We start from the raw sequence: 25,145 nt of genomic DNA on the forward strand, positions 1-25,145 counted from the left end.
TTATAATTTTTATAAATTATATTCTTTAATTTTGGGGCTAAAAATTGAAAGCAGGAATTCTGAATGAAATACAGGTATAGTGATATTACAAAACAGTTTATGAACAATGAACAGCAATTAAAGATAAAAAAGTGCAGGGTTGGGATTGGTGGTGCCGGTGGTCTTGGCTCCAATTGCGCATTAATTCTTGCAAGGTGCGGGTTTGAAAACTTTGTAGTTGCCGACTATGATAGGGTTGAACTGACTAACCTCAACCGTCAAATCTATTTTCCTGCCCACATCGGTAAGTACAAGGTAGATTGTTTGAAGGAGATTCTTTTGACCCTGAACCCTGAGATGGCGGTGCAAACTCATAAGGTGAGAGTAGAGATGGATAATGGAGCAAAAATTTTCGGTGACTGTGATATAATAGTTGAGGCCTTTGATGTACCCGAGTCAAAAGTGATGATGTTTGATTCGTTTTCGTGCTCAGGTAAAACACTGGTAACTGTAAGTGGGCTTGGTGGTTACGGGGACAGCGACCGAATACAAGTTAGGAAGATCGGGGATCGCATATACATCATCGGGGATGAAAAAAGTGGACTTAGAGAGGATGTTAAACCGTTTGCACCCTGTGTTACCATTGCGGCGGCAAAGCAGGCCGATGTGGTTTTGAGTGTTGTTAACGGTATAGATCCTCTCCAAAAAAAAAATAAAACTATCGGTTAACACCAATTAGAATTTTATGAACAGAGGTTTCTTCATCGATATCATCTTCTACCAAAACTACAATCAGGTAACTTCCGATTCCTACCGTCCTTCCATTTGTATTTAAACCATTCCACTCGGTTTGTATTTTGTTTGAGTAAAGTTTGTTTTCTTTGATTTCTTTGTGTACGATATTCCCTACGTTATCATAAATGGTAATATTTGCAGAAAAATCTATATGTACCCTTGTTTTAGTGGAAGATGTAATATGGATCTGAAGTGACTCCTCTGCGGGGTCAAATGGATTAGGGCCGGCAAAAACCTCATATTCTGGTTTGGGTAGTCGGATTGCCAATGGTACTCTTTTGTTTGTGCTAATATCCTGTACATTTGAGTACAAATCTGCAACATTTGCTTCTGGATTTATCCAAACCGAATCGCCCTCCAGTGGGTACTCTATATCATTTAAGCTTCTGACAAGAAATGCCCATTCACTTCGGTTTGCTCTCAGTTGCTGAAGTTCCATAGAGTAATTCTGGTTGTGCTCGGTCTCTTCAAAGAGGAAAGGTGTTGAATGGGGAACATCCAACACCTCTTCTGAAAAGGTAATAAAGAGGGTATCGGTACAATAAGTATCTGAGTCGCAATAACTATACAGTGCAGATACTAAAACTGGTGCAGCACTGTCCTGCAGTGTTTGACTAGTAGTGAAACTATCAAAACTGTTGAATTCTGCCCGGGCAACTAAATTTCCGGATGTTTGATCAATCAGTGTTTGGCTGAATGCATCGGTTAGATTAACTTCGATCTGTGTGCTGTCTTGTGTGTAGGAAAGCCGGTATTGCTCAATTGCCGGTGTTTTTGTTCCTTCAAAGCAGGTAAATTCAAGATTTGTTTCAGATAATAAAGGTGGTTTGGAAAAGGTAAGACGAGCGTAATCAACGATTCCATTTCCATTACTGTCTCTATAGTATCCGGAGAGCAAAAGAGGTGGTTTTCTTCTGATTTTAATTGGCACAGGACGATTTTCTGGGTGGGCACTGTTATCGTAAAAATCTGTAAGCGGGCCATCGGGATTGAATCGAATGCTATCCGTTTCAGAGATAGTGAGTTCTCTGGCACTGAGCAAAACCCCAATGGTATCTTGGTGTCGGGGAATCACATTGCTTACGTTAAGTATAAGTTCAGGCTCCTGGTCTTTTCGTAGAAGAAGCGATTCACCGCTAAGCGAGTTTAGCATAACCCTCTCGGTTAAGATGAGCAAAAGGGTATCTCTTTGCTGGTAATCTCCTTCAACAAGGATCGCTTCTTTTATCAGGGGGCCCACACTATCAGCAACACTAAACGGTGTTGAGCGTATATTATTCTGATATATAGTTGTATAATGCATTCCCAGCATGTCTGTTGCAAATGTCGTTTGTTCTCTCTGATATGGTTGAGCTACATTGATTGTGATATGCGTGGAATCTAAGGGGTTAATAATCATCTCATCTGGTGTAAAAAGCTGACTGTTTTCTATTGATGGCCATGAGATTCTGATGGAATCCGGGGGTGATTCCAGTTCGTGGTCAAAGTAAATTTCAAACCTGTCGACCATTCCATAGCCATTGTCTGCATGAGCAGAGGCGTGTTCAATTGTGGGTATTATTATTCTCTCTGGAACTGTGAAATAGATTTCGCCCTCCTGAGACATGTCTTCTCTTAGATAGTAGGCGACGGTGTAGGTACCGGGTTCCAGGCTGGTTATCGAATTCTCATCTATAGTAATGCCTGTGAAATCTTCAGAAATAATGATCCCTCCATAGGATATACCTGAGGGTAGTTTGTGAGGGTCAGGATAGGAAGGCCCGGTTAGGGAAAAGTCCACTATTGCCTGCTGTACATCTGTTCTTGGATTATCATCATCACAATCTATACAGGTCAGTTCACAGGATAACCCCTCTTTCTCTTCACGGGTAAAAAGGTCGTATTGTACAACCCCCTCGGAGAGGAAATCTGCTTTATAAAAAATTCTGCTTCTTGAGATCAGGTCAATAGAAGTAACAATTCTAAGGTTTGAACCCCAGCGGTGTCTTTCCACAAAAAAGAGATTAAAATCGTAGACTTCTCCTGGAACAAGGCCAAGAGTATCTAAATCCACCGCGCCGTATTCCGGATTATGAACACCCCCTATATCGACAACTAATTGGCTGTCGATAAACACCCATACATCATCATCACCTCTGAATTCAAATGTTTGGCCTGGTTCGTACACAAACTGCGCAGGAACTTCCATTGAAAAATGAAAGTTGTTACCGCGTCCATCGTGGTCGAAATTAGGGTTAGGAATGGTTTGGGCACTATCCAGATATAGCCAATCATCAATAGGAAAAAAGTTAGGGTCATCTATCTCATAAAGACCCTCTTCGTTTCTGTGGAGAATAAGATTATGGCAAATTTCGTTGGTATATCCACCTTCGAAAACCTCTACGGTAAACCAGGATGCCAGATCGGTGTAACAATTGCTACTATCAACATATGCCTGTACGGGTTTTCCATCTGGTCCAAGCCGCTCTTCTACCATACCAGTGACTAAACCGGTAACGCAAGCCTGGAAATCGGGATGGTTTTCGTTAATATCCCGTATGGTAGCAGCCAGTGCAATTACGTCGCATTTGCCAACGCGATTGGGGAAAGAGGAGGTAATTTGAAGTTCCCCACCTGGTTGAGACGGAAGAAGCCACAGTGTGTCATGTTCTTCTAAATGAAGTGCGGGATTTAAAAAATCACCATCCTGAAATCCTGCTTCCGAATAGATGGAACTGTCACGTGAGTTAATGAATTTAAACTCTAAAGAAGATGGGTCACCAAAGAGTCGGTAACTATGCCATCCACAATAATCGATCTGTGGTTCCATGCGTCTGATAGCCTCATCGGGAAACTGTATTCTTGGAAATCCAAGATCCCATGGGTTAAAAAACATAACAACTCTGCTCTCCGGTTCACTAAACAGGAGCTCAGGGTCAGAATCGGGTGAAGAAACGCTGATCCATACCTGCTCAGCATTGGGATTCTGTTCAACAAGTGTGTTTAGAGCGATTCTTTGTGAGCCACCTCTGTATATCACTCTGTTATCATGCTGATCATCGCCTGTGGGTATAACGCTCATGAATTCCAATCTGGAATGAGAGGTTGTATTTAAAAGTGTATGTTTATACCAGCCTGCGCCCTGGGCTTCCATCTCCTCTCCCGGCCACCATCCGGTTTCCTCTGAGAGGATGTATAGTGGGGTTTGCGAGCGTACCGGATCATCATACCATGGGCTTTGAAAGTGAATGGTAAGTTGAGAAAATGAATAAGAAGATATAAAAAAGAGCAGAAGAAAAGAACTTACCTTCACTCTATTTATGAGAAAAGACATGTGTGCCCCCCGTTTAATTTTGCGCAAAAGGGATAAAAACTCCCATATTTAGTATAATAATAAAAATTGCACTCTAATGCCCTATAAATAACTGTAATGGAGAAAAAAGTGTGGTCAGTGCAGTCAACGAATTCAAACGTGTGTTCACTGCTGCAAAAATAACGGAGTAGTTACAATGAGTCTCAGGGTTCTTGGGAACGAAAATTGTAAGTAGCAAAGGGAAGAAAGTGTCATCAAAGTAGTTATTTAAAGATTTTTGATCAGTGAGGTTGTTTGTTGGTATATTTAGTAATAAAGATATGGAATAGTAATCCAAATGAAAGAGGGAACAGATGGCAATATTTGCAATATGTGTGTCGGTTTCTATTGTTCTTATGGTTCTTTTTGTTTTTATTAATCACCCCTATTATAAGCTTACGTATGGCCAAAAAGCATCAAGGATTATTACCAGAACCCTTCTGCTAAACAGTGCAGCACTTTTGATTGGTTGGGCTCCGGTTGTTCATTTCTGGCCAACATTTAGTCTAAGATACCTTTTACCATTTGCCAGCATAATAGGGGCACTTGGCTGTGTTGGCAGTAGGTTTATTTATCATGAATTAATTCCTGAGGAACTTGCCCGGCGACTTCTTGAGCTGGTTGAAGAAAAATCAAAAGAGCGGGTGTGAGGTTAATCCCTTGCTCTTTTGATTTTTATGCGCTTAAAGGTACTATACCCCCCCTTTCCCTACACAGGTACTTCTTTTGCTCTGATTATGTAGGTAAACTATGTGAATCTGATTAGGTATATAAATCGGGAGCAAGGGAGATGGATCTGCAAAGGTATCTGTTTAGACGTCAGTATATAATTGGACCTCACTATGCAAAGGGATTGGAAGGCTGGAAGCAGCTAAAGATAGAGGATAATTTATTTCTAACCGCACATCCTGATCTCTCGGTAACAACGATTGGTGGAGATGGTTGTTTTCTTTTGCTCTTGGGCTATATTCTTGATCCACTTAACCCTCAATATAACGACACTCAAATACTTTCTGAGATGTTTAGCGATTTTGATACGTTTGAAGACATTTTCGAAAAAATTGATCATTTGGGTGGACGGTATGTACTGATTGCCGGCAAAGATAAACAAATAAAAGCTTTTAATGATTGTGCGGGGTTCAGACAACTTTTTTTTCATACAGACCTTGCCGGCAAAATGTGGTGTGCCGGACAGCCTTCACTTCTTGCTGAACAGTGTGGGATTGCTATTGACCTAAAAATACGCAACCAATTCTTTTCACTCCCACTTTTCACTAAAAATCTTGAACATTGGTATCCTGCCGGCTTCACCATTTATAAAAAGGTATATCATCTGCAGCCCAATCACTTTCTGGACATGAAAACCGGTTCGGTGAAACGTTATTGGCCCAGAAGGCCTATAAACTCCTTTTCTTTAGATACCAGTATAGAATATAGCTGCAGCATCCTTAGAGGTATGATGGAAAGTGCTGTTAACAGGTTTGAAGTTGCAGTGGCCCTTACTGCTGGGCTTGATAGTAGGATAATTTTTGCTGCATCCAGAGATGTTTATGAGCGGTTATTCTTTTTTACCCATACTAATCAACGGTTATCATTAAATGACCCGGACATTACCATTCCTTCTCAAATGCTTTCTTATTTTGGGCTCAAACACAATCTTGTATACCATTTTCCAAAAGTAGAGAGAGAATTTGCTAACCTTATGAACAGAAATGTCGTTACAGCAAGATCAACAAAGATTTGTAATGCTTATACTATGTATAATTTCTTTAATGAAATTGGGCGGGAAATGGTCGTAACCAACGGTGTGGTGGGAGAGATGACGCGTAGTTTTTACTTTCTGCCAAAGAGCGTAAAGCTCAATGGATATCTTTTGGCTATGATTTCAGGAATGGGTGGATGTGAACTGGTCACCTCTGCTTTTACTGATTGGTTGAGGTCTGCAAAAGAGGTAATTAAAGATCATGATAATCTCCTCAATCTGTTTTACTGGGAGCAGCGCAACGGAAACTGGGCTGCGATGTCTTACAGCGAGTATGATATAGCGTTTGAAAGCCTTTCACCACTTAATTGCAGAAAGCTGGTGGAGGTTAGTATGGGGCTTAAACCTATTTTAAAAAACCAACCTGATTATCGTTTCCACAAAGGATTAATTCGCAGAATGTGGCCCGAAGTATTAAACTGGGATATTAATCCGGCTCCTAACAGGCTGCGGTCAACGCTAAGGAGTTTAAAGCGTACTAAAGCTCATTCACTGGTGAAAACTATACGGTTATTTCCCTATTCTGCAAAAGGAATGGTTTTATCCAAGAGTAAGTAGCTATTTCCCAATCTTTCCTTAAAACACCCAGTATAATAGTAAGTAAATTAGTGGTATAAAAATTGCCCTAATAATTGATAGCTTACTGTTATTTAAAAATATACACACTAAGCATTTTCTATTTGCAAGAAAAAATCACTATGTTCTCAATTAGCTTCTATAGTATTTCCATATTTTTATTAAGACAGATATAGTAAATACAAAGCCAAAAAGTTAACAATATAATTAGGGGAAAACTATGTTGTTTGGTGTTGTGGGACTAAATTTTAGAACTGCACCTATAGAAATCAGAGAAAAACTTTCTTTTGGCAATGATGAAATTTGCAGTGCCCTTGGCTTGCTTAGAGCCAAAGAGGAAGTACTGGAGTGTTTTATACTTTCTACCTGTAACAGAGTAGAAATATATGCATTGTTGCGGGAGTCGAGACTTGGATTGTTTGAGGATTTTTTTCGGGATTTTCATAAGTTTGAGGGTAATCTCAGTGGTATCATCTATCATAAACAGAATCTTGAAGCGGTGAGGCATCTTTGTTATGTGGCATCGGGACTGGATTCAATGATTATTGGGGAGTCACAAATTTTTGGTCAGATTAAGGATGCTTATGCAAAAGCACAGAAGTGTGGTACTGCAGGATATGCCTTTGATCATTTGATGGCACAGGTATTTAGTACTGTAAAAAAAATCCGTTCAAAAACTAAAATTGGTCAAAGTAATGTTTCTGTGAGTTATTCGGCGGTTAAACTTGCTAAGGGGGTATTTAATGAAATCGAAAACAGGTGTGTTTTGATCCTTGGGGCAGGAGAGATGGGAGAGTTAACAGTTAGAAATCTCATAAGCAGTGGTGTAAGTAATGTGATGGTTGCTAACAGAACCTTTACCAGGGCAGTTGAGCTTGCAGATAAGTTTAAGGGGACTGCTGTGATGCTGCATGAGATTAGGGAATATGTTCCAAAGGCAGATATCGTGATCTCTTCAATAGCTACCCCCGATTATGTTATTAAAAAAACAGATGTTGAAGAGATTTTAAAGAGAAGAAACCGGGAACCATTATTTATAGTTGATATATCGGTTCCAAGGAGTATAGATCCCGATTGCACTAATGTTGAAATGTGTCATTTATATAACATCGATGACTTAAAAGCTTTTAGCAATACTAATCTTCATTTGAGAAATATTGAGTCAAAAAAGGCAAAGGAAATAATTGAGTCAAAAATTGGCGATATGTATAGCTACATTCAGTCCCATGATATTATTCCTACAATGATCTCAATTAGAACAAGAGCTGAAGAGATAAGAAAAACCTGTATAGAATCTATGAAACTTGCAGAAGACCAGAGATCAGGAGTTGATAGTTTAACAAAAAACATTGTAAATAAAGTATTACATCATTCAGAAAGTAAGTTTAGGGATTATACGAATACTATCAGAACAAGTAGATAGATATAATCAATTGGAAAATAAATTGCATAATACAGTAATATATGAAAGAAAACTAAAGAAACCTCAACATTGAGAGCAAGTACAAATGAAAAAGTATATACGATTTATATCTGGCCTCAATACCTTTTTAAAGGGAAGGTTATCTGCGCCCGAAGCATATCAGGGTGCACAAAATCTACTAAAAGACAGAATCGCGAAAAGAGATGAAAATTTTTTAAACATAGTTGATAAGGGGATCTTTTCCTATTCTAAAAGCCCCTATAAAATGCTTCTGGAGCCAAAGAAAATAGCATACAGAGATATTAAAAACAAGGTAGAGAGTGAAGGAATCGAAAATACTCTTGAGTGGCTCAAATCGGAGGAAGTCTATTTTACCGTTGATGAATTCAAGGGAAAAGTACCAGTGAAAAGAAATGGGGTTGAGTTTGTGTGTAAAGAGTCGATGTTTGATAACCCGTTTCTTTCAACGGCATATGAGGTGAGAAGCGGAGCCACGCGCAGTGCCGGGACCAGAGTTAGAATAGATTTTGACTATTTAAGCCAAAGATCACTGTATGATGCGTATCTTCTGCATCTGCACGGGTCATTAACAGTACCCATCGCCAACTGGTTTCCACTTTTTCCAGGTGCTCCGGGGATCAATTCTTCCCTGAGATTCAGTCGTATTGGTAACCCGCCTCAAAAATGGTTTTCTCAGGTAGAAAAGGCACAGATCAAGGTCAACTGGGAGAAAACATGGGGAACAGAGCTGATATTTTTCATGAGCAGGCTTCATGGCATGTCACTGGCAAAACCTGAATATGTAAGTTTAAACCATGCTCATAAAATCGCCAGGTGGGCTTCAGCGATGTTAGATCACTATCCCAATTGTGTAATTTATACCTTTGCCACTTCAGCTGTACGTGTATGTATGGCTGCTAAAGAGAATGGATACAATATAAAAGGGACACGTTTTCTTGTTACAGGAGAAACGCTTACAGGGCAGAAGAGAAAAGAGATTGAATCGGTTGGGGCTGTTGCAATCCCGGTATATGGAATAAGTGAGGCTGGGGTGATTGCTGCTGGGTGTGAAAAACATAATAATTGTTCTTCAAGTCACGGTGGAAGTGATCATTGTCATCTATATAAAGATACCACGGCAGTAATAACTCACAAGCAAAGAGTACCCCACTTTGATCTGATAGTTGATTCCTTTTTGTTTTCTTCTCTTTTATACGAATCACCAAAGCTTCTATTAAATGTTGGTATGGGAGATTATGGTTCTGTTTATACAAAGGCTACCAATTGTGGATTTGGTAAAATAGGTTTTGATACTCATATTACCAATATTAAAAGCTATGAAAAGCTCACCGGGGAAGGGGTAACATTCGTTGATACAGATTTCATTAGAATAATAGAGAAAGATTTGCCTTCAAAGTTTGGAGGAAGCAGCACAGACTATCAACTTGTTGAGGAGGAAGATGAGAAAGGATTCAACAGACTACGACTCTTTGTAAGTCCGACACTGGGTACAATTAGAGAAGATGAATTAGTTACATTTTTTATGAATTCTTTAAAACAAAGTGAAAGTAGTCCGGAATCATGGGCACAGTCTGGATCTGAAATGTGGAATCAGGCACGAACCATACGAATAAAAAGAGAGCATCCCGCTACAACTCCCAGTGGAAAAATTTTACCTTTTCATATTCAGTCAAACGCACCTGCTAATTTAAAAAGAATAACAAAAGGGGAATAATTATGGGGTTTCCTGTACATAGACTAAGAAGGCTTAGAAAAAATGAGTATTTACGTAATATGGTTAGGGAAAACAGATTAAATGTTGAAAACTTTATCTGTCCTTTATTTGCGGTTCATGGGAATGGTGTGAAGCAAGAAATATCTATACTACCAGGAAATTATCATTTATCGGTGGATAGAATTGTGGAAGAGGCTAAAGAGATAAGAGATCTTGGAATCCCTGCAGTTTTGCTCTTTGGTGTTCCTCAGAGTAAAAACTTAGAAGCAACGGAAGCTTACGACCACAATGGAATTGTTCAAAGAGCTGTAAGGGCCATAAAAGAAGAGGTACCGCAACTTGTGGTTATTACTGATGTTTGTCTGTGTGAGTATACTCCTCATGGTCATTGCGGTGTTATAAAAGATGGATATCTTGATAACGATTCTTCCCTTGAACTCATTGAGAAGGTTACTGTATCACATGCTCAAGCTGGAGCAGATATTGTTGCACCTGCGGCAATGCTTGATGGCCAGATTAGCAGAATGCGAAAAGTTTTGGATGAATCGTCTCATACCAATGTTGCAATCATGGCTTACTCTGCAAAGTTTGCATCAAAGCTTTACGATCCTTTTTTCAAGGAGGGGACAGAATCTGTGCTGGAATTTGGTGATAAGCGTACTCATCAAATGGACTGTGCAAATGCCTTTGAGGCATTGCGTGAGATTGCTTTAGATATAGAAGAAGGTGCTGATATAGTAATGGTCAAACCGGCGATGTTTTATCTCGATGTTGTTTACAGAGCAAAGGAAAGATTTAAAGTACCTCTTGCAATATATAATGTCAGCGGTGAATATGCCATGCTTAAGGCCGCTTCGTCCATTGGAAAAATTGATGAATTTGAGATAAGAAACGAGATGTTAACAAGTTTTAAGAGAGCCGGGGCTGATCTGATTATCTCCTATCATGCCAAAGAAATCGCTCATAATTTAAATAGATGAGGAATCATTTATGGAAAAAATAAAGATTGTACATGTATATAAGTCTTTTAATGTTTATAATGGACTAATTGAGATATTGTCTATTTTAGCCAATGATCTCGATCATACCCGTTATGAGCTGGGGGTGGTGGTATTTGAGTATGAGAAGAATGCATTTGGTGAGCATTTTGAAAAACTCGGTGGGAAGATATTTAATCTAAATGTAGCGCAAAGTGCAATTAATGAAATAACAAGTTTTAATCAGCTTTATGACTTCTTTAAAACCTACAAGCCTCATGTAGTTCAAACCCATGTACTCAAGGCTAATCTTTTGGGAACAGTAGCTGCAAGAAAGGCGGGGGTTCCGGTGGTCATAGGGACCGAAATGACCCTGAAAGATACTGCTCCATCAAAGCTTGCAAGAATAAGAGATCGTTTTGTTCAGCCGATTACCAATGCTGCTATAGGTAAGTGTGATAAATTTGTTGTTACATCAGAGTTTATTAAAGATCAGTGGGAAAGCATCAGCAACTCAGAATTATTTCGGGTTATTTACCCTCCCTTTAATCTAACAAAATTAAATTCTGCTGGTAAAAAACGTTCCGGAAATAAAAAAGGGGAGGTACGAATTGGTTTTATCGGAAGGCTTTCAGATGAGAAATCAGTAGACGTTCTACTTGATGCAATGAAGATAGTGGTTTCTTTGAGACCTGAGGCACAGTTGAGTATTGTGGGGACTGGTCCGCTGGAAGAAAATCTTAAAAACTATACTTCCTCACTTAACCTGCAAAGCAATGTTACCTTTTGCGGATACAGCTCTAATGTATTTCAGTCCTTGCGTGAAATGGATATTTTTGTACTGTCATCAAGAACTGAAGGTTGTCCTATAGTAATTCTTGAGGCTATGGCGATGGGGTTGCCTGTTGTTGCGACCAGAGTCGGAGGAAATAGTGAACTTGTAGTGGATGGCAGTACAGGGTTACTGGTAAAACACAGTAATTGTAAGCAGATGGCTTCTGCCATACTTGAATTAATCCATGACCGTAGCCGAGCTCAAAAAATGGGGAAAGCTGGCAAGCAACGGGCATTTACAGTTTTTCATCCTAAAAAGTTCACTCAATCTTTGCAGCAGCTTTATGACGAACTATATCAAAAAAAGACAACTAATCAGACTGTACTAGAAACAAGTGATAAGTGAGATAAAGATGAAAAATATAGTAGTAATTGGTGGTGGTCTTGCTGGGTTGGGTGCGGCCTGGAAATTAAAGCAGATAAAAGAACCCCGGCTTTTAAAGTGCACTGTTTTAGAAAAGGAAAACAGGGTAGGTGGTTTATGCAGAACCGAAAATCAGTCTGGTTTTCTTTTTGATTATACCGGACACCTGCTTCATTTCAGAACTGAGCAGTTTAGAAATCTGGTGTTTTCGGTATTGGAAAAAAATATAGATAAAAGAAATAGAAGTGCCTGGATTTATTCAAACCAGGTTTATACAAAGTACCCCTTTCAGGCAAATCTTTTTGGGTTACCACAAAATATCGTAATAGAATGCATTTATGAATACAGCAAAAAATACTTTAATGACTATAAGGGAGAAATAAATACCTTTGATGACTGGATACGGGCCTATTTTGGTGATGGTATTGCGCGACACTTTATGATTCCCTACAATAAAAAAATCTACAGAAGAGATCCTTCACAGATGACCCCTGACTGTACGGGAAGATTTGTACCATCCAGTAATTTAAAATTACTCTTAGCAGGGGCGTTATCGGAGAACTGTGGTGAACTTGGGTATAACTCACTATTCCACTATCCCATTAAGGGAGGGATAGAGAGTATGGTCAAAGGGATCAGTTCACAAATTGATGGTGTTTCGGTGGGGGAATCGGTTGAAACAATACTTCCCTCTGAAAAAAAAGTTATCACATCAAAAAAAAGAAAAATCCCCTACGATTACCTCCTATCATCTCAGCCTATTACTTTGTTGGTAAACAGCATAGGCGAAAAGATTCCATCTTTGGTCACCCGTTCAGCATCAGAGCTGAAGCATGTTTCGGTTTTAAATATTAATCTGGGAGTAAAAGGCACTATAAGTAATAAACACTGGGTTTATATTCCTCAGGAAGACATGCTTTTTCACCGTATTGGTTTTCCTCACAATTTCTCGGATACTATGGCTCCTAAAGAGCACAGTTCCATTTACCTTGAAATTTCTTATGATCCAAAGGTTGGTATAGATATTGAGGAGGCAAAGAGAAGATCCATTAATGATTTAGAGAAAATGAAGGTTATCGAATCGGCTGATCAAGTCGTTTGTGAGAATGTTATCGACATACCGTTTGGGTATGTGATTTTCGACAAACAACGAAATACTGCTCTGTCTACTATCAATAAGTACCTTAGGGATAATAAAATCTATTCAATTGGTCGTTTCGGAGCCTGGGAATATCAATCAATGGAAGATTCCTTCATGATGGGAGTTACTGTTGCAGAAAAGGTATACAAAAGACATATACGCTTCTCAGAGTCAACGAAAAGAATAACCCACAAAGAATAAGGGACAAATGGATTTTAGAACATTCATTGCGGTTCTTGAGAAAAGAGGTTTAATCCAAACTGTAGAAGAACCTGTAGACTGGAAACATCAAATAGGTGAAATCAGTAGAACTGTACCTTCAGCTCTGTGGTTTAAAAATGTTAAGGACTATCCGGGACAAAGTGTTTTTACGGGTGCCCTGGGCAGTAGTGAGGCTATAGAGCTGTTATTTGAAATAGAGGGTCAAAAGAATAGAAGACGCCGGGAGCTTGTAAAAGCCATCCGCCAGCGTGCAAGGATTCCTCTTGCCCCTGTAGTGGTAGAAGATGGTCCTGTTACGGAAAATATCTGCATGGGTAAACATGTAAATCTGTTTCGTTTTGCTGTTCCGTGGTGGAGTCGTGTGGATGGTGGGAGATTCATTGGTACCTGGCATGTAAATATTACCAAGGATCCCCAGACAGGTAGTAGAAATGTTGGTGTATACAGGATGCAAATAGTGGATAAGAGAAGTGCTACAGTAAGTGTATCACCTAAGGGGCACTTGGCGATTCATATGAGGGAGGCAGAGAAGAGGGGAAAAGCATTAAAAATGGCTGTAGCTATTGGGGTGAGTGAGTTTTTGGTTATGGCAGGTGGTGCATCATTTGCTCTGGGAGTGGATGAGTACAGTATGGCTGGGGCCTGGGCTCGCAAGCCACTTGAGATTATCAGGTGCAGGGGTGTGGATCTTGAAGTACCCGCACAGTCTGAAATAGTTCTTGAGGGGGAGCTTAAACCAGGAATTCGGGTCAAAGATGGTCCCTATCTTGATTATGCCGGCATTGCGAATTCCAATCCGGCTGCATTTCTTTTTGAAGTTAACTCTGTAATGTATAGAAATAATCCCATTTTCAGGGGTACTGCTGTTGGCAGACCAGGTGCAGAAGATCATCATATGTTGTCTCTTTTAGCCGGTGCAGGGCTGGTGGATTTTCACGGATCAAAAATGAGGAGGTTGTTACAAAACTTTTTCTTAAAAAACAGGATGTATACATTGTTACAGATGAGTGGCAGAATAGGAAAACTAATTAAATAAGCAAAAGAAGGGGATGAAATGAGCAGAAAAAAGGGTAAACGCTTGCGTGTTTTGGGTCTCCTGATCATACTTCTTTTAATCTCCTTATCGTTTTTTTATTGGAATCAGAATAAAAGCAGGGTTAATCGTTTTACCAAAAATAACTGGGCAATAGGAATATACACCGGCCCTGATCCTTTTACGTTAAGTAGTCCTCCGCATATAGAAAATCCGGTACTAACAGCAGATGACATTACCGACATTAAAGCAGACTATGTAGCAGACCCGTTTATGATTAAAAAAGATTCTCTGTGGTACATGTTTTTTGAGGTGAAAAATTCTCTGACCAATCATAGTGACATAGGCCTGGCTGTTAGCAGAGACGGTTTTTCCTGGGAGTATGAAAGGATTGTACTTGATGAGCCATTTCACCTCTCCTATCCCTTAGTCTTTCTATATAAAGATGAATATTACATGATCCCTGAAAGCGCTGAAGCCATGCAGTTGCTTCTTTACAGAGCTAAGCAGTTTCCCTATTCCTGGGAGGTTGAGAAGGTACTTATAGAGGGTGAATTCGGGGACCATGTTCTTTTTAAGCATGATGCTACCTGGTGGTTGATTGCTAATTCATCACCCTACACTCACGACAACACAAAACTATTCTTTGCCGATAGTTTAAAGGGTACATGGACAGAGCATCCTCAGAGTCCTATAGTGATCTCTGATGCTTCCAGGGCAAGACCGGGGGGCAGAGTTCCTGCACTGGATGGAACAATTTACTGGTTTGCTCAGGATTGTTATCCTACCTATGGCAGAAAGCTTAATGCGTTTAAAATTACTGAACTAACACGAGAAAACTACAGTGATATTCCTCATTCAAAAAATCCTGTTTTGCAGCCCGGGGCCTATGATTGGACCAGGAGGGGTATGCATCACATTGATGCTCATAAATTACCTAACGAACAATGGATTGCATGTGTGGATGGATATAGCAGAAGTCTTTTTATCGAAATCGAATATTAAAAGTGGGAAAAAATGGCTACAAGAAAACTCGTTGTTGGAATCACCGGTGCGTCTGGAGTTATTTACGGGATATATTTGTTAAAGGAAGCAAAGCAATATGGGTTAGAAACACATTTAATAATTAGTGACACTGCAAGGAGGATTATTGAGTTTGAAACCTCTTTTTCTGTAGATCAGATAGAAACACTTGCTTCATTTGTGTATAGTCCCAACGATCTGTTTGCACCTGTTGCAAGTGGATCTTTTAAAACCGATGCTATGATTATTGCTCCATGCTCCATAAAAACCCTCTCATCTGTTGCTAACAGCTATTCTTCTTCATTAATAACCAGAGCTGCAGATGTTGCTCTAAAAGAAAAGAGGCGCCTTGTATTGTGTGTGAGGGAAACACCATTTCATTGTGGTCATCTTAAACTTATGCTTCAGGCCAGTGATGCAGGTGCAATTATTTCACCCCCCTGCCCCTCCTTTTACTCAAAACCTGATTCGCTGGACGAGATAGTTAAACAGAGCGTGGGCAAATTACTCGATCTGGTGGGAATAGATACTGTTCTATACAAACGCTGGTCCGGGGCATCGGATTTGCATGAATATGAATACTAAGACAAAACAAGAATGTGAACTATAGCAATAAAGGCGGTTTTAATGAATCAAATGATTCAGCGTTTTTTTAGGAAGTTGGCTTACATATCTCCTGGAGGAAGCACTTTGCGCCCACAACTTCACAGGATGCGGGGAGTAACCATTGGTAAAAACGTTTGGATAAGTCAGTATGTATACATAGACGAAATTCATCCAGAAGTCATAACTATAGAGGATAATTGTACAATCGGTTTGCATACCACTCTTGTATCTCATTTCTACTGGGGCCCAAGGCGTTCCTCACAGTTTGCGGGACCTATACATATCGAAGAAGATGTTTTTATCGGTCCCCATTGCGTGATACTTCCTAAGGTTAAAATTGGTAAAGGATCGGTGATTCAGGCTGGTACCGTGGTTTCAAAAGATGTTCCGCCAAATACTCTATGGGGGGTGGCAAAAGCGGGGCCCTTAGCAAGAGTGACCAATCCACTTACTGCAGAGGTTGGATATGATAGTTTTTTAAAAGGGTTGAGACCTTTGCAAGCACAGAAAGTCTTACACAAGAATAGTTAATTTACCTGAGCACTGTAATCTTAGTTTTCAAAACCGAGGATATATCATGGAAAACACAGATAGCTAAATAACTTTCATTTTTGATACTATCTATCGATTCATTCATACTTTGAAATTGTTTCTTTATTACATCTGCACCGACAGACCGTTCTCTGTTTTTATCATTTTGGATACATTGGCTTAGAGGTAGGTTAAAGATAAAGGCAGTTGTATTGAATGCTCCACACTGCTCATTTATTCTTAAAATACTTTCTCTTGATGTTTTTTTTACATTTGTTGCATCAATGACTGTTAATTTCTCATATTTCAAGCGTCTTTGTACAATTAGATGCACTAGATCAAAAGCATCCGAAGATACGCTTTGATCGTTTTCATCATCACTTATCATCCCCCTGCACTTATCTGATGATACTATTTCTGTTGGTAGGAAGTGTTTGGTTGCAAAGAGACTTTTTCCACTTCCAGAGGGCCCTATCATTACAATTACATTTGGGTATGGCAGTATAATATTCATTGTTCAGATAAATCATTAAGGTTTTCACCATCAAACGAGCAATAGCTACGCCAATCTGTTATGATAGCTTTTATCCAGCGTGGCAAAATTCTTGCTCTTTTTTGGAAAAAAAAGGTGAAGGACAGAGAACTTGTAATGACTGGCACTTACTGGAGAGTTTAGAGAATGGATCTTTCGACAAATTACATGGGTTTAACACTAAAAAATCCACTGATCGGGTCTTCATCACCGATTTGGTCTGATGAAAGTAATGTAAAGAGGTTCGAACAGGCAGGTGGTGCGGCAATCGTTTTATACTCTCTCTTTGAGGAACAGGTTGTGCTGGATGAAAAAAGTAAGAAAAACGCTGCATATGCAGATAAGGATGATGTTGAGTCATTCACCTATCTTCCGGATTTTGGACATTACTCCTTTTCTCCTCAGCAGTACCTTGATTTTATTGATAAGGTTAAAAAAAGTACCACCATACCCATTATAGCCAGTCTCAATGGAACTACTGCAGGGGAGTGGACACATTATGCTTCTGAGATTGAGGAGTGTGGGGCAGATGGTTTGGAGTTAAATATCTATTCCATTGCAGACGATCCTCTACTTTCGGCCCCATCAGTGGAGGAGAGTTATCTTGAGCTTATCAGGATCATTCGTAAAAGTATTAAAATTCCCTTTGCTGTAAAGATGAGTCCCTATTTCAGCTCTGTACCCAATATGGTTAAGAGAATACGGGATACAGGAGTAGATGGTATAGTATTGTTTAACAGGCTTTATGAGCCTGACATTAATCTAAAAACACTGGATGTTTTACCCGCCCTTAGATTAAGCAGTTCTGAAGATTTGAAGATGCGCTTACGGTGGGCCAGCATTCTTTTTGATAAAGTAGCCATCGATATAGGGATAAGCGGTGGGGTACACACAGCACAGGACGTAATAAAAAGTAAGGTTGCGGGGGCAAAAGCTGTAATGATGACCTCACGGTTACTTAAAGGCGACATAGAGGGGGTTAAAGACATACTGGCAGAGATTAGTTCGTGGCTTGATCGCAACGGGTATTCTTCACTTGGAGAGATTGAGGGGATGTTGAGTGAACTTACAGTAGATCATCTCAGGCATTTCAGAAGGGCTGAATATTTGAGGGTTTTAGGTAATTATCGTGAATGGATAAAACGACAGGAGGGATAAAATGTATTCAGATGAAGAGATACGCAGGTTGGTTTTAGATCAGCTTTCATGGGATGGAAGATTGGTGAATTCACGCATTGATGCTGAGGTTATGAATGGAGAGGTGATACTGAAGGGTACCGTGAGTTCCTACAGTGCAAGGCAGGCAGCAGAAGCAGATACATTGCTTGTTCCTGGGGTATTAAAGGTTAATGACCAAATGGTAATAGAATACCCCGGTGGTGTTGAAAAGGTGGCAGACAGAGAATTAAAAACATCAATGTTGAATCGATTCCTGTGGAATCCCAGCATCCCTGCTTCTCAGATAGATGTAGAAGTAAGGGATGGAAATGTTACTATTAAGGGAACGGTTGATGGGTACTGGAAAAAGATTAGGGCAGAGGAGATCGCCTATGATATGCGGGGGGTAATACACGTTAAAAATGAGCTGGTGGTAGTTCCCTCAAGAGACTACACAGACCGGGAGATTGCCGAATCGATTATTAATGCTTTCGAACGGAGCGGAAACATTGATCCCCAACGACTTGAGATGCAGGTGGAAAATGGGATCGTTTCTGTTGCAGGAAGTTTTGGAATAGCAGAGATCAGTGAAATACTTCATACGGTAAAATTTACCAGGGGAGTGCGAGACATCGTTAATCTGCTTCAGGTTCGTCGTGATGTGGCCTGATGAGGGGTGTATACCTTAATATGGAGTGACGATTGAAAGTAGAGACTTACAGTGGTTACAAGTTGGATGAATATCCGGTGCGTTTCTGGATTTTTGATGGAGAGCCGCTTGAGGTACTTGAGATTGAGGATCGATGGTATGGTCCGGGGTTTACTTACTTTAAAGTTTTTGCCGATAACGCCAGACATTACATACTTACACGTAACAATGAGTATGGTACATGGCAGGGTAGGGAGGTACAAACCTGATTTAACCAAGGAGACGGTATGATACCCAAGTCTGTTTTTGTAGATCCTGCGCTGGTTAAACATGCAAAGGTAAGAAAAGGAAAAAAATACCAGATCATGGGTGCCTGTGTACCCCAGGGCGAGGAGGGGATCGACACTAATTATACTCAGGATAATATTATCTACCAAATCAAAGATGATTCCGGAGAGATAATAGGACTGTTTGCCTGTACCTGTGTACCTGCCGAATTATGAATCGCACTGGGGATCAGGTGTACCTTTGATAGTAATTGAAAAACTATGAATAATTTGTTCAAGAAATAGAAGATGTAAATGATCTTACCAGTGATGTCGGCAGTGGTTGAGATATTTGGTCTTTTTGCAATAGGATGGATAGCTCATCACTGGGGCTATATCGATCAGAAGGAAACTGTCAGGTGGTCTCGTTTTTCAATCGATTTTCTTTTACCGGCCTATATCTTTAGCTCTATTACTCAGGGCTTTGAACCCGACCGTCTCCATGAATTATGGCCACTTCCATTCATTGGTATAGGATTGGTAATTATGGGGGCATCAACAGGGCTTCTTCTAAGATATGGATTATTTACCAGAAACAGGGATTTGAAGAAAACCTACCTTCATTTTTGTGCGGTGAATAACTCAGGTTACCTTCCTATCATAATCATAAGAAATCTATGGGGGGAGAGTGCTTTGGCCAATCTCTTTTTCTTCAATCTTGGGACTACCCTTGGTATGTGGACGATTGGAGTGGGGGTACTTGGGGAGATCAGAATCTTGCATAGCCTCCGAACAGTTCTAACCCCCAATCTGGTCGCTGTTCTTTTGGGCCTCTTCTTTTCCCTTTCCGGTCTTCAGGCTTTTGTTCCTTCAACGGTTAGAAATATTTTGATGACTGCCGGCTCTGCAGCGGTTCCAATGATGCTTATTCTTATAGGGGCCTCTTTTCACCGGCCGGGGCTTATACGGGTTAGCTGGCCTGTTTTTTATGCTTCCGCAAGCAGATTACTTCTGTTGCCTCTTATTGCAGTAATAATTCTCAATTTGCTTCCAATTAGCCGAGAAGTTTATAAGATTGCAGTCGTGGTTGCACTTATGCCTGTAGCTGTTTCTTCCACTATCCTCACTATTCGTTATGGAGGGGATCCCGATTATGCGGCTCAGACTTCTATAACCACATCGGTGGCTGCAATAATAACGGTTCCCCTTGCGTTGCACTTTTTGCTCTAAAAAGAACAAATGGGTCATTTTTTTAACAAATTGCTTCACCAACAGGTGCAATATTCAGTTACTCGCAACGCACTTTAGAGTATAATTGTCCATATGCTGACAGTAAGTTTGACCCGCGCTACATTCAGGAAGTAATTTTCTATGCTGGTTATAATTTTTTATTCGGCTGTTTTTGTTGAATCCTTGTATGGGAAAAGTGATTTTTAGAGTTACTGCTTAGGCTTAAATAGAAAGAAGGGAGCTCCATGAATATTCCTTTAATGGATATGATTACCCGGTCCGGGATGATGGGAAGAGTAATAATTCTTCTTCTTCTGATTTTTTCTTTGGTTTCCTGGGCCATTATTTTCAATCGTCTTGTTGTGTTGGGTCGCTTATCGTCGGGAAATCGGCTGTTTCGCAAGAAGTTTGCTGGTTTGAGGCGTCTTTCCGAGATAGAGAATTTAAGTCTCAGTGATCTCAACTCGCCAATGGCGCAGTTAGGCAGAAGTGGTGCTATTGAATATCGTCGAATTCTTGAGGATGCCAGGTCTCATACTGCAGTGAAGGACTGGTCGTTTTTCCTTCAGAACCAATTCACCATGGCCAGAGATTATCTTGAGAGCTCCTTTAACTCGATTGTGGCACCGTTTGATAAGGGTGTATTTCTTCTGGCTATGATCAGTAGTATTGCACCTTTTTTGGGCTTGTTGGGTACTGTATGGGGTATCATGAACTCCTTTTATGAGATAGGTACACATGGTTCAGCAAGTCTGCCGGTAGTTGCACCCGGAATCGCAGAGGCCTTGATTACTACCATCGTAGGGTTGGCGGTTGCTATACCTTCTCTGTTTTTCTACAACTATATCAACCATCGAACAGAGCGCATAGAGGATGATCTTGATGAATTTAAAGAGACACTGACGGTGCGCTTAAAAAGAGAGATTTTTAATTTGCTCTACAGTGGTAAGCCCACAAGGCAAACACCGCCATCACAAAGTAATAACTATGGTCCTTGAAACTGTATCAGATTATAATCTTGTGGAGCAGCAATGAGAAATAGAAAACGACGCAGACGGCGTGTGATTAGTGAGCTTAACCTCACCAACCTTATTGATGTGGTTTTTGCTCTTCTTATTATTTTTATGATTACTGCCCCTATGATGACTCAGGGGGTGCAGGTCGATCTACCTGAAACGGAGAGTCAAAACGTTGAGGCTCATGAGTCGATTCAGGTTTCAATCAATTCAAGTAACGAAATCTTTATCGATCACCAAAAGGTTCCGTTAGTAGAGTTTAGAGCACGGTTCAGAGATGTTTTTGCGGGAAGGTCAAATATCCCTGTTTTTGTCAATTCAGACAAAAAAGTGCCTTACGGATTGGTTATGCGTGTGATTTCTGACATTCAAAACGCAGGTGTAGTGAAATTGGGGTTTTTAACCACTCCACTGCAGTCTGAGGATGGGTACTGAGATAATGCAGGGTGAAAAACCTGATTTTGAATATGATGCCAAAGAGCTTTCATTCCGTGCAGTTTTGGGTATATCAGCTCTGTTTCATGTAATTATAATAATAATTATACCTGTATTAGCTATGCTCTTTTCCAGGCCGGCTGAATATGAGCGCCCTAAGACATTTGAACTTGTTCAGGTTCCACTACCGCCGGCTCCTACTCCTGAGCCTGTGGAGCAACCAGCGCCACAACAGGAAACACCTGAACCTCCGGAAGCAGAACCAGAACCAGAGCCAGTTCCTCAGGAGCAAACCGTTCCCGAGCCGGTGCAAGAGCCACCTGAGGAGCCGGTAGAGACTAAGCCCGTTGAGGAGCCAAGGGCTCAGGAGCCCGAGCCTCAGGATGAAGAGCCGGCACCCCGGGTTGAAGAAAATCTGGAGGAACTTGCCGAATTGTTGCGGGAACTACCTGTGCCCGCCGATATTTCTGCCCCGGGCGACTTTGAACAAGATTGGTATCTTAATGCCGTGGTTCAAAGGATTGAGCGTCACTGGATACCACCTTTTGAAGACCGAACCATATCGGTGGTGGTGAAATTCATTATTCATAATGATGGTTCAATAAGTGGTGTAGAAATTGTAAGATCAAGTGGAAACAGAACGGTGGATAATCTGGCAATTCGGGCTGTTAACCTGGCTGCTCCATTTGGGAGATTGCCTCCCGGGTTTTCCGGAGATCAACTGGAGCTTAATATAACCCTAATTCCAACTACCAGGAACTAAATATGAAATACCTGATTATTGCAGTAGTTTTCTTAATTTTACCTTCAACGCTCTTTTCCCAACAACGATTTGACCTTGATGTCTATGCAAGCAGATTCGATAGCATTCCAATTGGGATTGTTGATTTTTCCTCTACCAATGATCTTGAGGTCGAACGAAACGCTCCCTGGGAAGTTGTTGCGTCTGATTTTGATTTTAGTGGAAGGTTTCATGTGGTAAGTACACCTGAATATGACAGTGCTTTATTTATCGATAACGGGGTAGGCATTTATATTGATGGGGAGTACACTATTGAGGGTGATAACATAACAATAGAGTGTTATTTGAGGGATGTCGCTACAAGAAATCTTATTATCGGAAAAAAATACAGTGGTGATGTCAGATTTTTGAGGAATATGGCTCACCGTTATGCAAATGAAGTAGTAGAGATGCTTTTTGGTGAAAGAGGGATATTTGAAAGTAAAATCGTATTTGTCAGAACTGAGGGAGCAAGAAAAAATATTGCCATTATGGATTTTGATGGACATAACCAGAAGTTACTTACCAATACCAATGTAATCAATATATTTCCAAAATTTTCCGACAACAACAATATTTTATGGAGCTCTTACCAAAGGGGTAAACCTGATATCTTCAGGGGATCTATTACCGACGGAGCCCATGAGATTTTCATCTATAACCGGGCAATGCAGGTATCTCCCTCAGTATCACGAATTGATGGTACAATTGCATTTGGCTGCTCAAGAGCCGGTACTCTGGATATTTATACCGCAAATGCAGATGGCTCAAATGTTCGACGGCTTACTGTAACCAGGGGAATTGATACAAGCCCCTCATGGTCACCCAACGGTCGTCAGATTGCCTTTACATCAGATAGGTCTGGAAGGCCACAGATATACATCATGGACGCTGATGGTGCTAACCAGGAAAGAGTAACGTTTGAGGGCAGATACAACGATGCTCCAGCCTGGTCACCCAGAGGTGATAAAATTGCCTATGTATCGATGGGCCTTGGTGGTAGATTTGATATTTGGACTGTTTCGCCCGATGGTTCCGATCATTTTCAGGTCACAAAAGATATGCGGGGATCAAATGAGTATCCTACATGGGCTCCCGATGGTTCACTTATAGCTTTTACCTCAATTGTGGGCGACAGAAGTGATCTTTATGTAATTAGACCTGATGGTTCCAATTTGCGCAGGGTTACCACCTCAGGAGATGTTGGTATGCCCGATTGGTCAGATTTCTGAAAATAGAAAAAGGAGAATTCCTGATATGAAAAAGTGTACTACACTCATTGCTGCTTTTGTTCTTATCGTTCCTTTGGTGATGATTACAGGGTGTAACAGGCATAGAACTTCTGTGGTGGAAACTACTGATTTTGAAGAATCGGATACTCTAAGCGCCGACACAGACTTCTCTGATGTGGTTGATTTCAGCCATGTTGATACTACAAGCGAGGCCGTTTTCAGAGAAGCTTCTTTGTCCTCTGAACTTCAAAGAAGAGCAAAGGAAGCTCTGAAGCCTGTGTATTTTGAATATGACAGGTTTACTCTTACTGATGAAGCGTTAGAGAGGATTCAAATTATTGATGAATTCATGAGAACCAACTCAGCAGTAAGGATTTTAATAGAGGGACACTGTGATGAGCGGGGAACATCTGCATATAATATGGGACTGGGAGAAAGAAGAGCCAAAGCGGTAAGGGATTATCTTGTGAGCATTGGAATCGATCCCATACGAATCGAAATTACTTCATATGGTAAAGAAAATCCTGCTAAATCTGGTTGTGAAGATGATGAACTGTGTCATTCCTTAAACAGACGGGCTGAATTCAGACCATTGGGAAGATAAAGGGGGATATAGGTGAAAAAGTGTTGTTTATTCGTTATTGCTTTTGTTTTGCTGGTTAAATTGACCGGATGTTCGCACATGACAGTCCTGCGGACTCAGGAGCTTAGGGAGATACAAGCGAAAATTGATACCCTAAATAACGATATGGAAAGTATGAAAAAAGAAATTATTGCTGAACATAATAAAACCAGTGAAATGTTAAGGCTTTTACGAGCAGATCAGCAGGTACGATTTAATGAACTTGATAGAAAAATTGTTACCATAGAAACCAATCTTTTAGAAAGTCAGAGCAGGCTTTCTAATATCGACAGGAAAACTGCTGAGTTTACGCGAAAACTTGAGGAAAAACTAAGCGCTGAAGCTGAAGCAGAAAGAGCCAGAGAGCAGGAGATAGAAAACCTGTTTAAGCTTTCAAAGAGAGATTTTGATGCCGGGCGTTACGATATTGCGCTTCCCGGATTTAAGGATATAATTAAGCAATATCCCGACTCTCATCTAGTCAGTGAAGCCGAATACTGGATCGCCGAAATTTATTATGCCCAGCGTGACTACCAAAAAGCAGAGCAAGCTTTCATGGATCTGATCAGAAAGTATCCGGACGGAGAGAGAATTTGTGTTTCCCTTTATAAGCTCGGTTTAGTGTATGAACGACAGGAGATGTTTCAATCAAGAGATATGGTTTGGGAAAATCTGATCAAGCAATGTCCTGGCTCTCAGGAGGCACAGGTGGTGGAGAATCAGATAGAAGGTGAGTAGATTGTAAAAATCTTTAAAGGGGGGCTTTTCATAGTGCCCCTTTTTTCCTCAACTATTATCTTATAATTAAAAAACTGCGTACAAGGTGTGTTTATAAAGAACTAATTTATTAAGTGACATAAGCACCTTCAGGAAATCAGGCTGAGTTTTCACA

25 protein-coding genes are annotated in these 25,145 nt (G+C 40.4%); 23 read left to right on the top strand and 2 right to left on the bottom strand.

Annotated elements, in window-relative coordinates:
• Window positions 1–63 precede the first annotated feature (63 nt).
• Complete coding sequence (thiF, locus tag QA601_13330) at window positions 64–708, top strand: sulfur carrier protein ThiS adenylyltransferase ThiF (GenBank protein MDG5816069.1); 645 nt, start codon at window positions 64–66, stop codon at window positions 706–708.
• Here the strand turns inward: thiF and QA601_13335 are convergent.
• A complete protein-coding gene (locus tag QA601_13335; GenBank protein ID MDG5816070.1) occupies window positions 698–4,087 on the bottom strand; it encodes a fibro-slime domain-containing protein in 3,390 nt (1,129 codons plus the stop codon). The two genes, thiF and QA601_13335, sit on opposite strands and share 11 nt — an antisense overlap.
• A 332-nt stretch (window positions 4,088–4,419) precedes the next feature.
• On the opposite strand from QA601_13335, the gene QA601_13340 reads away from it, so the two are divergent.
• The 11 genes from QA601_13340 (at window position 4,420) to QA601_13390 (ending at window position 16,332) form a co-directional block, all read left to right on the top strand.
• Window positions 4,420–4,755: a hypothetical protein gene (locus QA601_13340; protein MDG5816071.1), complete on the top strand. Its 336-nt coding sequence runs from the start codon at window positions 4,420–4,422 to the stop codon at window positions 4,753–4,755.
• A gap of 140 nt (window positions 4,756–4,895) precedes the next feature.
• Window positions 4,896–6,425: a hypothetical protein gene (locus QA601_13345; GenBank protein ID MDG5816072.1), complete on the top strand. Its 1,530-nt coding sequence runs from the start codon at window positions 4,896–4,898 to the stop codon at window positions 6,423–6,425.
• A 238-nt stretch (window positions 6,426–6,663) separates the two neighbouring features.
• Window positions 6,664–7,866: a glutamyl-tRNA reductase gene (gene hemA / locus QA601_13350; protein MDG5816073.1), complete on the top strand. Its 1,203-nt coding sequence runs from the start codon at window positions 6,664–6,666 to the stop codon at window positions 7,864–7,866.
• Window positions 7,867–7,951: 85 nt separating this feature from the next.
• Window positions 7,952–9,601: a hypothetical protein gene (locus QA601_13355; GenBank protein ID MDG5816074.1), complete on the top strand. Its 1,650-nt coding sequence runs from the start codon at window positions 7,952–7,954 to the stop codon at window positions 9,599–9,601.
• A 2-nt stretch (window positions 9,602–9,603) separates the two neighbouring features.
• Window positions 9,604–10,581, top strand: a complete 978-nt coding sequence (hemB, locus tag QA601_13360) for a porphobilinogen synthase (protein MDG5816075.1) — start codon at window positions 9,604–9,606, stop codon at window positions 10,579–10,581.
• A 10-nt stretch (window positions 10,582–10,591) separates the two neighbouring features.
• Window positions 10,592–11,758 carry a glycosyltransferase family 4 protein gene (locus QA601_13365; protein MDG5816076.1) on the top strand — a complete coding sequence of 389 codons (1,167 nt, stop codon included), beginning with the start codon at window positions 10,592–10,594 and terminating at the stop codon, window positions 11,756–11,758.
• 7 nt (window positions 11,759–11,765) lie between these two features.
• On the top strand, window positions 11,766–13,118 hold the full coding sequence (locus tag QA601_13370) for an NAD(P)-binding protein (GenBank protein ID MDG5816077.1): 1,353 nt from the start codon (window positions 11,766–11,768) through the stop codon (window positions 13,116–13,118).
• A gap of 7 nt (window positions 13,119–13,125) precedes the next feature.
• Window positions 13,126–14,175 (top strand): UbiD family decarboxylase, encoded by a 1,050-nt coding sequence (locus QA601_13375; GenBank protein MDG5816078.1) that lies wholly within the window; start codon window positions 13,126–13,128, stop codon window positions 14,173–14,175.
• A gap of 18 nt (window positions 14,176–14,193) precedes the next feature.
• Window positions 14,194–15,177 (top strand): hypothetical protein, encoded by a 984-nt coding sequence (locus QA601_13380; protein MDG5816079.1) that lies wholly within the window; start codon window positions 14,194–14,196, stop codon window positions 15,175–15,177.
• 12 nt (window positions 15,178–15,189) lie between these two features.
• Window positions 15,190–15,780, top strand: a complete 591-nt coding sequence (locus QA601_13385; protein MDG5816080.1) for a UbiX family flavin prenyltransferase — start codon at window positions 15,190–15,192, stop codon at window positions 15,778–15,780.
• 42 nt (window positions 15,781–15,822) lie between these two features.
• On the top strand, window positions 15,823–16,332 hold the full coding sequence (locus QA601_13390; GenBank protein ID MDG5816081.1) for an acyltransferase: 510 nt from the start codon (window positions 15,823–15,825) through the stop codon (window positions 16,330–16,332).
• A gap of 1 nt (window position 16,333) precedes the next feature.
• On the opposite strand, the gene QA601_13395 is transcribed toward QA601_13390, so the two are convergent.
• A complete protein-coding gene (locus QA601_13395; GenBank protein MDG5816082.1) occupies window positions 16,334–16,846 on the bottom strand; it encodes an AAA family ATPase in 513 nt (170 codons plus the stop codon).
• Window positions 16,847–17,011: 165 nt separating this feature from the next.
• On the opposite strand from QA601_13395, the gene QA601_13400 reads away from it, so the two are divergent.
• The 11 genes from QA601_13400 to QA601_13450 all read left to right on the top strand — a co-directional run bounded on the left by QA601_13400 (window position 17,012) and on the right by QA601_13450 (window position 24,991).
• On the top strand, window positions 17,012–18,022 hold the full coding sequence (locus QA601_13400; protein MDG5816083.1) for a dihydroorotate dehydrogenase-like protein: 1,011 nt from the start codon (window positions 17,012–17,014) through the stop codon (window positions 18,020–18,022).
• Between the two features lies 1 nt (window position 18,023).
• Window positions 18,024–18,692 carry a BON domain-containing protein gene (locus QA601_13405; protein ID MDG5816084.1) on the top strand — a complete coding sequence of 223 codons (669 nt, stop codon included), beginning with the start codon at window positions 18,024–18,026 and terminating at the stop codon, window positions 18,690–18,692.
• Between the two features lie 32 nt (window positions 18,693–18,724).
• Window positions 18,725–18,940 carry a hypothetical protein gene (locus tag QA601_13410; protein MDG5816085.1) on the top strand — a complete coding sequence of 72 codons (216 nt, stop codon included), beginning with the start codon at window positions 18,725–18,727 and terminating at the stop codon, window positions 18,938–18,940.
• 18 nt (window positions 18,941–18,958) lie between these two features.
• Entirely contained in the window at window positions 18,959–19,174 is a 216-nt protein-coding gene (locus QA601_13415) for a hypothetical protein (GenBank protein ID MDG5816086.1), read from the top strand.
• A 78-nt stretch (window positions 19,175–19,252) separates the two neighbouring features.
• Window positions 19,253–20,167, top strand: a complete 915-nt coding sequence (locus QA601_13420; GenBank protein MDG5816087.1) for an AEC family transporter — start codon at window positions 19,253–19,255, stop codon at window positions 20,165–20,167.
• A gap of 245 nt (window positions 20,168–20,412) precedes the next feature.
• Window positions 20,413–21,165, top strand: coding sequence for a MotA/TolQ/ExbB proton channel family protein (locus QA601_13425; GenBank protein MDG5816088.1), 753 nt, complete (start codon window positions 20,413–20,415; stop codon window positions 21,163–21,165).
• Between the two features lie 33 nt (window positions 21,166–21,198).
• The gene (locus QA601_13430) at window positions 21,199–21,618 is read left to right on the top strand and encodes a biopolymer transporter ExbD (GenBank protein MDG5816089.1); all 420 of its coding nucleotides are present in this window, start codon (window positions 21,199–21,201) and stop codon (window positions 21,616–21,618) included.
• Entirely contained in the window at window positions 21,608–22,381 is a 774-nt protein-coding gene (locus tag QA601_13435) for an energy transducer TonB (GenBank protein ID MDG5816090.1), read from the top strand. Before QA601_13430 ends, QA601_13435 begins: the two co-directional genes overlap by 11 nt.
• 2 nt (window positions 22,382–22,383) lie before the next feature.
• Entirely contained in the window at window positions 22,384–23,631 is a 1,248-nt protein-coding gene (locus tag QA601_13440) for a hypothetical protein (protein MDG5816091.1), read from the top strand.
• A gap of 25 nt (window positions 23,632–23,656) precedes the next feature.
• On the top strand, window positions 23,657–24,235 hold the full coding sequence (locus QA601_13445) for an OmpA family protein (GenBank protein ID MDG5816092.1): 579 nt from the start codon (window positions 23,657–23,659) through the stop codon (window positions 24,233–24,235).
• 12 nt (window positions 24,236–24,247) lie between these two features.
• A complete protein-coding gene (locus QA601_13450) occupies window positions 24,248–24,991 on the top strand; it encodes a tetratricopeptide repeat protein (GenBank protein ID MDG5816093.1) in 744 nt (247 codons plus the stop codon).
• Window positions 24,992–25,145: the final 154 nt, after the last annotated feature.

Source organism: Chitinispirillales bacterium ANBcel5, assembly GCA_029688955.1.
Taxonomy (GTDB): domain Bacteria; phylum Fibrobacterota; class Chitinivibrionia; order Chitinivibrionales; family Chitinispirillaceae; genus Cellulosispirillum; species Cellulosispirillum alkaliphilum.

What these genes read in the sequence shown, in the direction of transcription:
- thiF (MDG5816069.1), top strand. Translation starts at nt 64, where the DNA reads ATGAAATACAGGTATAGTGATATTACAAAACAGTTTATGAACAATGAA.
- QA601_13335 (MDG5816070.1), bottom strand. Translation starts at nt 4,087, where the DNA reads ATGTCTTTTCTCATAAATAGAGTGAAGGTAAGTTCTTTTCTTCTGCTC.
- QA601_13340 (MDG5816071.1), top strand. Translation starts at nt 4,420, where the DNA reads ATGGCAATATTTGCAATATGTGTGTCGGTTTCTATTGTTCTTATGGTT.
- QA601_13345 (MDG5816072.1), top strand. Translation starts at nt 4,896, where the DNA reads ATGGATCTGCAAAGGTATCTGTTTAGACGTCAGTATATAATTGGACCT.
- hemA (MDG5816073.1), top strand. Translation starts at nt 6,664, where the DNA reads ATGTTGTTTGGTGTTGTGGGACTAAATTTTAGAACTGCACCTATAGAA.
- QA601_13355 (MDG5816074.1), top strand. Translation starts at nt 7,952, where the DNA reads ATGAAAAAGTATATACGATTTATATCTGGCCTCAATACCTTTTTAAAG.
- hemB (MDG5816075.1), top strand. Translation starts at nt 9,604, where the DNA reads ATGGGGTTTCCTGTACATAGACTAAGAAGGCTTAGAAAAAATGAGTAT.
- QA601_13365 (MDG5816076.1), top strand. Translation starts at nt 10,592, where the DNA reads ATGGAAAAAATAAAGATTGTACATGTATATAAGTCTTTTAATGTTTAT.
- QA601_13370 (MDG5816077.1), top strand. Translation starts at nt 11,766, where the DNA reads ATGAAAAATATAGTAGTAATTGGTGGTGGTCTTGCTGGGTTGGGTGCG.
- QA601_13375 (MDG5816078.1), top strand. Translation starts at nt 13,126, where the DNA reads ATGGATTTTAGAACATTCATTGCGGTTCTTGAGAAAAGAGGTTTAATC.
- QA601_13380 (MDG5816079.1), top strand. Translation starts at nt 14,194, where the DNA reads ATGAGCAGAAAAAAGGGTAAACGCTTGCGTGTTTTGGGTCTCCTGATC.
- QA601_13385 (MDG5816080.1), top strand. Translation starts at nt 15,190, where the DNA reads ATGGCTACAAGAAAACTCGTTGTTGGAATCACCGGTGCGTCTGGAGTT.
- QA601_13390 (MDG5816081.1), top strand. Translation starts at nt 15,823, where the DNA reads ATGAATCAAATGATTCAGCGTTTTTTTAGGAAGTTGGCTTACATATCT.
- QA601_13395 (MDG5816082.1), bottom strand. Translation starts at nt 16,846, where the DNA reads ATGAATATTATACTGCCATACCCAAATGTAATTGTAATGATAGGGCCC.
- QA601_13400 (MDG5816083.1), top strand. Translation starts at nt 17,012, where the DNA reads ATGGATCTTTCGACAAATTACATGGGTTTAACACTAAAAAATCCACTG.
- QA601_13405 (MDG5816084.1), top strand. Translation starts at nt 18,024, where the DNA reads ATGTATTCAGATGAAGAGATACGCAGGTTGGTTTTAGATCAGCTTTCA.
- QA601_13415 (MDG5816086.1), top strand. Translation starts at nt 18,959, where the DNA reads ATGATACCCAAGTCTGTTTTTGTAGATCCTGCGCTGGTTAAACATGCA.
- QA601_13420 (MDG5816087.1), top strand. Translation starts at nt 19,253, where the DNA reads ATGATCTTACCAGTGATGTCGGCAGTGGTTGAGATATTTGGTCTTTTT.
- QA601_13425 (MDG5816088.1), top strand. Translation starts at nt 20,413, where the DNA reads ATGAATATTCCTTTAATGGATATGATTACCCGGTCCGGGATGATGGGA.
- QA601_13430 (MDG5816089.1), top strand. Translation starts at nt 21,199, where the DNA reads ATGAGAAATAGAAAACGACGCAGACGGCGTGTGATTAGTGAGCTTAAC.
- QA601_13435 (MDG5816090.1), top strand. Translation starts at nt 21,608, where the DNA reads ATGGGTACTGAGATAATGCAGGGTGAAAAACCTGATTTTGAATATGAT.
- QA601_13440 (MDG5816091.1), top strand. Translation starts at nt 22,384, where the DNA reads ATGAAATACCTGATTATTGCAGTAGTTTTCTTAATTTTACCTTCAACG.
- QA601_13445 (MDG5816092.1), top strand. Translation starts at nt 23,657, where the DNA reads ATGAAAAAGTGTACTACACTCATTGCTGCTTTTGTTCTTATCGTTCCT.